General features: G+C 31.2%; 8 protein-coding genes. 4 read left to right on the plus strand and 4 right to left on the minus strand.

What is annotated here, in order from left to right; translation table 11 throughout:
* Window positions 1-174: 174 nt before the first annotated feature.
* Window positions 175-915 carry an NADPH-dependent oxidoreductase gene (locus KPL51_RS07605; RefSeq protein ID WP_216159091.1) on the minus strand — a complete coding sequence of 247 codons (741 nt, stop codon included), beginning with the start codon at window positions 913-915 and terminating at the stop codon, window positions 175-177.
* A 443-nt stretch (window positions 916-1,358) separates the two neighbouring features.
* On the opposite strand from KPL51_RS07605, the gene KPL51_RS23395 reads away from it, so the two are divergent.
* Window positions 1,359-1,544 (plus strand): pentapeptide repeat-containing protein, encoded by a 186-nt coding sequence (locus tag KPL51_RS23395; protein WP_216159093.1) that lies wholly within the window; start codon window positions 1,359-1,361, stop codon window positions 1,542-1,544.
* A gap of 351 nt (window positions 1,545-1,895) precedes the next feature.
* Here the strand turns inward: KPL51_RS23395 and galE are convergent, their stop codons facing one another.
* Window positions 1,896-2,882 (minus strand): UDP-glucose 4-epimerase GalE, encoded by a 987-nt coding sequence (galE, locus tag KPL51_RS07615; RefSeq protein WP_216159095.1) that lies wholly within the window; start codon window positions 2,880-2,882, stop codon window positions 1,896-1,898.
* Between the two features lie 255 nt (window positions 2,883-3,137).
* Between galE and mgtE the strand changes: the two genes are divergently transcribed.
* A complete protein-coding gene (gene mgtE / locus KPL51_RS07620) occupies window positions 3,138-4,481 on the plus strand; it encodes a magnesium transporter (RefSeq protein WP_216159097.1) in 1,344 nt (447 codons plus the stop codon).
* 158 nt (window positions 4,482-4,639) lie between these two features.
* Here the strand turns inward: mgtE and KPL51_RS07625 are convergent, their stop codons facing one another.
* A complete protein-coding gene (locus KPL51_RS07625) occupies window positions 4,640-5,140 on the minus strand; it encodes a hypothetical protein (RefSeq protein ID WP_216159099.1) in 501 nt (166 codons plus the stop codon).
* A gap of 68 nt (window positions 5,141-5,208) precedes the next feature.
* Window positions 5,209-5,709 carry a VanZ family protein gene (locus tag KPL51_RS07630; protein WP_216159101.1) on the minus strand — a complete coding sequence of 167 codons (501 nt, stop codon included), beginning with the start codon at window positions 5,707-5,709 and terminating at the stop codon, window positions 5,209-5,211.
* 145 nt (window positions 5,710-5,854) lie between these two features.
* Here KPL51_RS07630 and KPL51_RS07635 point away from each other — a divergent pair, with 145 nt between their 5' ends.
* Both KPL51_RS07635 and KPL51_RS07640 read left to right on the plus strand, forming a co-directional pair.
* Entirely contained in the window at window positions 5,855-6,991 is a 1,137-nt protein-coding gene (locus KPL51_RS07635) for an SLC13 family permease (protein ID WP_216159103.1), read from the plus strand.
* 251 nt (window positions 6,992-7,242) lie between these two features.
* Window positions 7,243-7,869, plus strand: coding sequence for a GntR family transcriptional regulator (locus KPL51_RS07640; protein ID WP_216159105.1), 627 nt, complete (start codon window positions 7,243-7,245; stop codon window positions 7,867-7,869).
* Window positions 7,870-8,060 lie beyond the last annotated feature (191 nt).

Below are 8,060 nucleotides of genomic sequence, written 5' to 3' on the forward strand. Positions count from 1 at the left end.
TTTAAAGGGCTCCTTTTTTCTAAAACACGTAAATAAAGACGACGACTTCAAAAACAAGTATGGTGTTCAATTAGTCTTAAAAAATTAAATATTGCAAAAAAATCAAAACAGTTGTATATGCTTCGGATGGATAGCATGTACAACTGTTTTTTTAGAAAAATTTATGAAATATTTTTATTTTTCACCTGTAAATCCTTGCTTTTCAATAGAATCTTTAACCTTTGGATAGTATACATATTTGTATATTCCAGATACTTCTTCACTCCAAGTTTTATTAAGTCTACCATCTGTTACTTTTATCATATGTTCTTTAATTTCTTCATCATATTCTTTGATTTTTTCTTTTAAATCTTTATTATATACTTCACTATGATACACAACTCCTTTAGGGAATCTTGGTTTCACATCTGATGTTCCATCGGGATGACCTATTGCTAGTCCAACCATAGGGAACACGAACTCTGGTAGCTCCAAAAGCTCTACTACAGCTTCTGCTTCTTTTCTTATACCTCCAATTGGTACAATTCCAAGGCCTAATGATTCTGCTGCAGCTATAGCATTACTAAGCGCCAACCCTACATCCACCGCTCCTACTAATTTTGCTTCTTCACTTTCAGTAATCACCATCTTTTCCCCAGTAATTTCAGCAGCCAATTTGGCTCTATAAAAATCAGCACAGAATACAAGAAAAAGAGGAGCTTTATCTACATAAACTTGATCTCCCACAAGCTGCGAGAGTTTTTTCTTTCGCAGGGTATCCCTAACACCAATTATAGTAACTTGTTGCCCATTTATAGATGAAGGGGCAGACTGACTAGCACTTATTATTAAGTCTAAATCCTTGTCACTTATTGATTCATTTGTATAACTTCTAATTGATCTATGATTATTTAATAATTCTATTACTTCATTCATAATTTCATCTCCGTTTATTGATTGTCTACTAATACTCTTTATCGTTTAATAAATTGTGATCATATTTTACCTCTTATAATTTTCATTGTCAATATGAGAATTTATTATTTATACTGAATGTCGTTTGCATTATTTCCTTAAATAGGAGCTCTTAACTGAAAAATATTCTTGATAATAAGAAAGTATAATTGGTGTACTTATGTTGTGGTTTATTTCTATTTTTAAATGGGTATTATATTCATCAGAGCTAAATGAATGTTCTTTAACTGTTGAATAATATAACTCATATGATATAATCTAAAAGTAAATTTTTTATATATTTTACTAATATGAGGTAACTTCATGAAATGCTATGGTATCTTACAGAATCACTTTCACTACAACCTGCCCGCCCTATACAATAATACTTAACGCCACTAACTCATGACTGAAGTCACGAGTTAGTGGCGAAATCTTCAAAACGTAATAAAACCAGTACCCGTGGATTAGATTTCTTTGGAGCAGATATTAGAAAGACTAATCTCAGAGGTGCAAATCTGAGGGGAGCATGCTCGTCCGTAAATAAACCATACCAGGCTGCCGCCTTAAATAACTATCAAAAAAATATCTACATCTTATATTTTCATTAACCCCACACGTGAAAAAATCCCTATAAATAAATATAGAGACTCTTCATCACACTATTCCACCCCCACCATGTGGAACTTAAAATAATTCATTATTGATAATTATGAAATTTCTACGGAGTGACTTGCAATAAGAAGAGCAGAAACATTGGAATTTCATTTAGAAATTCTTCTTTTGTGAATATAAAATTCTCGTGAGCCTGTCAGGACGACAGGCTAGCGAACCTGAGCCAGGATGGCGAATGTGAGTGTCAGAGCATTTTATATTCGCAAAAGATTAGAATTTCTTAATAAAATTTCCTGTTTCAAGCACTTTTGCAAGGCACGCAGTAGAAATTTCATATTTTAAAACTTCTATTTTACGTATCCATCTGGATGACCTTTATGCCACTGCCATGCAGTTTCAATAATAGTTTGTAATGAATCATACTTAGGTGCCCATCCAAGAATATTCTTAGCCTTATCACTAGAAGCTATAAGTACTGCTGGATCTCCTGCACGTCTAGGTGCCATTTCCGCCTTTATTTTAAGACCAGTAACTTTTCTTGTTGTTTCGATTACTTCCTTAACAGAAAAACCTTTTCCATTTCCAAGATTACAAATTACGCTATCTTCACCTCGTCTAAGCCTTTCAACTGCAAGTAGATGAGCATTGGCTAAATCTGTTACGTGGACGTAATCTCTAACACAAGTACCATCCTCTGTATCATAGTCATCACCAAATATCATAATTTTTTCTCTTTGCCCAAGTGCAACCTGAAGAATAAGAGGAATTAAATGAGATTCTGGTCTGTGATCTTCTCCTATTTTCCCACTTATATGAGCACCTGCTGCATTAAAATATCTTAATGCTGTATATTTTATGCCATAAGCATTATCACACCATTTTAAAATTTTCTCTACTGCAAGTTTTGATTCTCCATATGGATTAGTAGGGAAAGTTCTATCATCTTCGAGTATAGGAATATTATCTGGCTCACCATACGTTGCTGCAGTTGATGAGAAAACAATTTTTTTAACCTTATAGTCTCTCATTGCCTTAAGTAGGTTTATAGTAGAACCGATGTTATTTTCAAAATACTTTAGTGGTTCTGTAACACTTTCCCCAACTAATGAATCTGCTGCAAAATCTATAACTGCATCTATATTATTTTCTGTAAAAACTTTATGAAGTATTGCGTCATCTCTTAAATCTCCAGAATAAAGTTTTCCACCCAATAATGAATCGTGATGTCCTTTTTGGAAATTATCTAAAACAACTACCTCTTCTCCTTTTTCTAAAAGCTGAGCTACCATATGGCTCCCAATGTAACCTGCTCCACCGCATACTAAAATTGCCATTAACTAAATTCTCCTCTCCTAATAACTTATTATTAAATGTATATTTTACTATAATGTATCTATAATTATTTTAACACAACTCCATGTATTAGTCATAATTTTCTATATCATTTTTATGCAATTGACTTTACATTCCTCCAGGCATATACTTAATTGAGCTAAATTTAAGCTTTTTAGTATTTTAGCTAAATGGCTATTTTTTATGGAGTTTATATTTATAGATTCTCCCTCTAATAACAATTTAGGAGGTATAGTATGTCACATGGATTAAACGGAAAAGCACTAACGGAATTTTTACTTTATGGAAGTATTGATGAAATAGATAAACTTATTCAATTTATTCATCCTACAGATATTTTAGTAGCTATTAGGGAATATGAAGGAGATACCTTAAATCTATTTCAAAATCTATCCCCTAGTGTCATTGCGGACATTATTGATGACGCAGACGATGAGGATAAATATAACCTCTTATTTATACATTCCGCAATTATGCAAAAGAAAATTATACACGAAATGTCTTCTGATGAATTGGTAGATTTATTAGAATCTGTTTCAGAAGATGAAGCTAAAAATATTATGTTAAACATGGATAAAGAAGATGTTGATGAAGTAAAAGAATTGTTAAGCTACCCTGCAGAAAGTGCAGGAGGTATAATGGCCACTGAATTTATCAGCATAAAACAGAATATGACTATAGGTGAAACTTTGGTTTATTTACAAAAAGAAACTCCAGAAGCAGAAACTTCCTACTACATATACGTAGTTGATGAAAATAATCTTCTAAAAGGAGTTATATCTCTCCGGGATATAGTAGTAAATAGTTTTGATGTAAAAATTTATGATATTATGAACATTAATGCTATGAGCATACCCGTTGATATGGATAGAGAAGAAGTTGGGCATATATTTGAAAAATACGGGTTTTTAACTATGCCCGTAGTTAATGAAGCTATGCAAATTTTAGGAATAGTAACTGCGGATGATATTATGGAAATTCTTAGTGATGAGCATACTGAGGATTTATACCGTCTTGCCGGTTTGCAAGAAGATGAAAAAGTTACTGGTTCTCTTAAAGATGCCGTAAGCAGTAGATTACCCTGGCTATTTGTAAATCTAGTGACTGCTATAATGGCAGCTTCTACCGTCAGTTTTTTTGAAGGTACCATCCAAAAGGTCGTAGCCTTGGCCACCTTTATGCCAATAGTTGCAGGAATGGGCGGTAATGCAGGTACACAAACACTTACTATTATTATTCGTAGTATCGCCCTAGGAGAAATAGATGCTAAGAATGCAAAAAAAATATTATTAAAGGAATTCGGTGTGGGCCTATGTACAGGTATTGCAACGGGTATTGCTGTTGCTCTTTTAGGTTCTTTTTGGGAAAAGAATATGGTTTTCGGAGTAGTTATCGGAGCTTCTATGGTGCTCAACATGGTTGCAGCAACCATCTCAGGCTTCGCAGTACCAGTTATACTTAAAAAATTCAATATTGACCCAGCACTTGCTTCTGCTGTATTTGTTACCACCGTTACAGACGTTCTAGGCTTCTTCTTTTTCTTAGGACTTGCAACCTTATTCTTACCTTTTTTAATATAGTATTTCTTTAAGAATATAAAAAATATATAATAAGTTAAAGGTACTTTCATACTGTCTTACTACTTAATTTAATATTTGTAGAACAGATAAAAACTACCAAAGTGCATAATTAGGCACTTTGGTAGTTTTATATTGTTTTGGTCGTAAACCCTGCGCTGTTAACCTTTATTAGTTACAAGTGTATTTAAACCAATTTTTAGTTTTTCATGTCTAAGCTCTGTATTTTTAAGGTGCATTTTTTCTCTAAGTGCATCGGATTTTTCCTTAGTTAAAATACCTTCAATTACTAATTCATTAAATAATCCGCCTTTTCCACCCTGACATTTTCCATTTTTGCACTTACCGTCTCTATTGTCATCTCCAGATTTTTTCTGAGATTTAAGGGCTACATGTTTTAATACCTTATCCCCTTCAGCCCTAGTAATAATCTTTGATGCTACACTCTCTGCAATTACAGCTTCTAATGTAACTTTCATCTCTGCTCGTCTTTCTTGCTCCATCTTATCCATAGGAGCTTTAATATCCATACTTGTAGCAAGTTTTTCATTTATGCTACCATTAGTATTTTCTGTAGCAAAACTAATGCTTGCTCCAGAAAATACTAATCCCGTACATAACATTCCACTTAATATTTTTATTCTTAAATCTTTTTTCTTCATTTTAAAAGTCCCCTCATAACAAATTTTTTTACCTACTTATTATGAGTTTATTGAGTCAATAATATTCATTACTTCAATGATAATACTTCTTTCTTTTTTTTAAATTTACTACTTAATTTGTAACTAATATTAGTTAATATCATTGCTAAAGTCCCACCGCTAAAATCAATTATTATATCAATAATGTTGGAGGTTCTTCCAGGTACGAATTTTTGAATGAACTCGTCCATTACTGGGAAAAATAGCATTAAAAATAGCACTAAAAATATTTTACTTGTCTTATATAAGTTAAAATTCTTTATTGCAGCACATAGAAATATACCGAAAATAAAATACTGAAAAAAGTGTGCATTTTTCCTAACATAATAGTTTAAATTGCTAAATTGAATATTAGGTTTGTCTATAGTTACTTTTGGAACTTTCATCACCATACTGGCTACCTTTATGACCTCTTCACTACTTTTTTGTGATACTTCTCCTTGCCTTGTACCATTATAAAAAATAATACTAAGCCAAATGACACATAATAAAACCTTAACTATTGTTTTTGTTTTTATCGAATTTTTCATAAATTTCTCCTATACTTTATCTTTTTTTTAAGTGTTTCTAGACCATTAATGTATCCCTTTCAATCATTGTTTGATAGATTTTAAATGTTAAAAATGCTACAATATTATAATATTATAATATTAACCACGAAGTGAGTGATACAGAATGTTCAACACAATATCTCTTAAGCATAACACAACTAATATATTAAATAAATTAAAAAACGAAGCAGTTTTCGTCTTAGCGATGGTGCTAGCTATTGTCTCTTCATTTGTTTCCACTCCCAAAATAGGATACATTGATTTCAAAGTATTATTTACATTATTTAATCTTATGCTTGTTGTAGGCGCTTTTAAATATATGAAGATATTGGACAAAATCGCCGTGGGACTACTTGCTAAATTTAATAATTCCAGAAAAATTTCATTTATTTTAATATACCTGACTTTTTTTAGTTCTATGCTTATAACTAATGATGTGGCTCTAATAACTTTTGTACCCTTAGCCCTTATTATAAGCAAAAGAGCTACCATAAGCCCCATGAAAACAGTTGTATTTCAAACACTAGCCGCTAATATTGGTAGTGGTCTTACACCTATGGGTAGTCCTCAAAATCTTTTCATTTTTTCTTATTATAATCTAACGGCCTTTAGATTCTTAGAAATAATGTTACCCTTTGCAATATTGGGTGCTGTTTGGCTTTTCACTTTGAATTTAACACAGAAGAATAAAAAGTTGGAATTTAATCTAGAAGGTATAGTTATTAAAAATAATTTTCAAGTTCTAATTTTTTGTGCACTTTTTATATTTATATTATTGTCAGTATTTAATATTATAAACTATAAATTAGCCACATTAGTTACAATCGCAGCGGTATTACTATTAAATAAAAATCTATTAGCTAAAGTAGACTATTTTTTACTACTCACCTTTGTAGGTTTTTTTATATTTATCGGGAATATTTCCAGTCTTCCTCTTATAGAGCACTATGCTAAAGAACTTTTACAAAATAAAGCCGCAACTTATTTTTCTTCAATTATACTAAGTCAAGTCGTTAGCAACGTTCCCTGCTCCATACTTTTAGCGAACTTCACCTCAAACTGGAGGGAGCTGCTACTGGGGGTTAATATAGGTGGACTTGGAACCCTCATTGCATCTTTAGCTAGTGTTATCTCCTATAAACTATACATAAATGAGAGCACAGATGCAGAAAAGAATAGATACCTTAGTTGTTTTACATTCTATAATTTTATAAGCCTATTGTTATTTACATTTATAATTTACTTTATATTTATATTTTAACATATTTTAGGATTATGGCCTTGTTGTTTAAATTTTATTCCTCTAAACTTACCTATGTCCACTTTGCCACTTGCCACATGATTGGCACCACTTTCTATTTACATTATTCCCATTATAATCTATACTTGACTTGTAAAAGTAATAACATTCACTTATATAAGTTGATTAAGCGTTATGTGTTTAACATATTATAAAGTCGAAGGGGGGAATTTATCAGAAGTCTAACTAACACTTTTGATAAAAACAAAAAAATGCCAAATGACTCTCATTTAAAACCCGTTTATCAAAAAATAGCTATTGATATTGCTAACAGAATAATATCTGGGGATATCTCTATAGGAGATAAACTATATGGTAGGTCTTCTCTTGCAAGTCAATATAACGTGTCACCAGAAACTGTAAGAAGATCGATAAGCCTTCTAAGTGACATGGATATAGTAAAGGTAACAAAGGGTAGTGGAATTGTTGTAAATTCAGTAGATAATTCTTTAAAATTTATTGATAAATTTAAAGATATAGATTCTATAAGTTCTCTTAAAAAGGGCATTGTGGATTTACTTGAAAAGAAAAAAGAATTAGATAGATCTATAGAAAATTCTATTGATGAACTAGTAGATTATTCTAGTAGATTTAAAAATAGTAATCCCTTTACACCTTTTGAATTTGAAATACATTCTAACATGAGTATAATAGATCAAACTATATCCCAAACTAAATTTTGGCAAAACACTGGAGCAACTATAATTGGTATAAGACGAGACTATAAATTAATTCTTTCGCCTGGCCCAAGTACAATCTTTAAAGATAATGATATCTTTATAGTTATTTGTGACGAAAATAGTTATGATAGAATTAAAGACTTTCTTAAGATAAACTAAATAATTATCCAAAAACCCTTGCCACACAGCTTTATGTAAAGTTGTGTGGCAAGGGTTTTTTAATATAAAAAAATTTAATAACATAAGAATAATTGTATAACTTATACTCCGCACAATATATTATAAAATCCCTATATTTAATTTTAGGGTATTTTCTACTTGTATTTTCAACAATACTACAAACTTTTAAC

Source organism: Clostridium bowmanii, from assembly GCF_018861315.1.
Classification (GTDB): domain Bacteria; phylum Bacillota; class Clostridia; order Clostridiales; family Clostridiaceae; genus Clostridium_AD; species Clostridium_AD bowmanii.

Excerpts from the sequence above, each read along its gene's own strand:
- KPL51_RS07605 (WP_216159091.1), bottom strand. The coding sequence starts at position 915 with ATGAATGAAGTAATAGAATTATTAAATAATCATAGATCAATTAGAAGT.
- galE (WP_216159095.1), bottom strand. The coding sequence starts at position 2,882 with ATGGCAATTTTAGTATGCGGTGGAGCAGGTTACATTGGGAGCCATATG.
- mgtE (WP_216159097.1), top strand. The coding sequence starts at position 3,138 with ATGTCACATGGATTAAACGGAAAAGCACTAACGGAATTTTTACTTTAT.
- KPL51_RS07625 (WP_216159099.1), bottom strand. The coding sequence starts at position 5,140 with ATGAAGAAAAAAGATTTAAGAATAAAAATATTAAGTGGAATGTTATGT.
- KPL51_RS07630 (WP_216159101.1), bottom strand. The coding sequence starts at position 5,709 with ATGAAAAATTCGATAAAAACAAAAACAATAGTTAAGGTTTTATTATGT.
- KPL51_RS07635 (WP_216159103.1), top strand. The coding sequence starts at position 5,855 with ATGTTCAACACAATATCTCTTAAGCATAACACAACTAATATATTAAAT.
- KPL51_RS07640 (WP_216159105.1), top strand. The coding sequence starts at position 7,243 with ATGCCAAATGACTCTCATTTAAAACCCGTTTATCAAAAAATAGCTATT.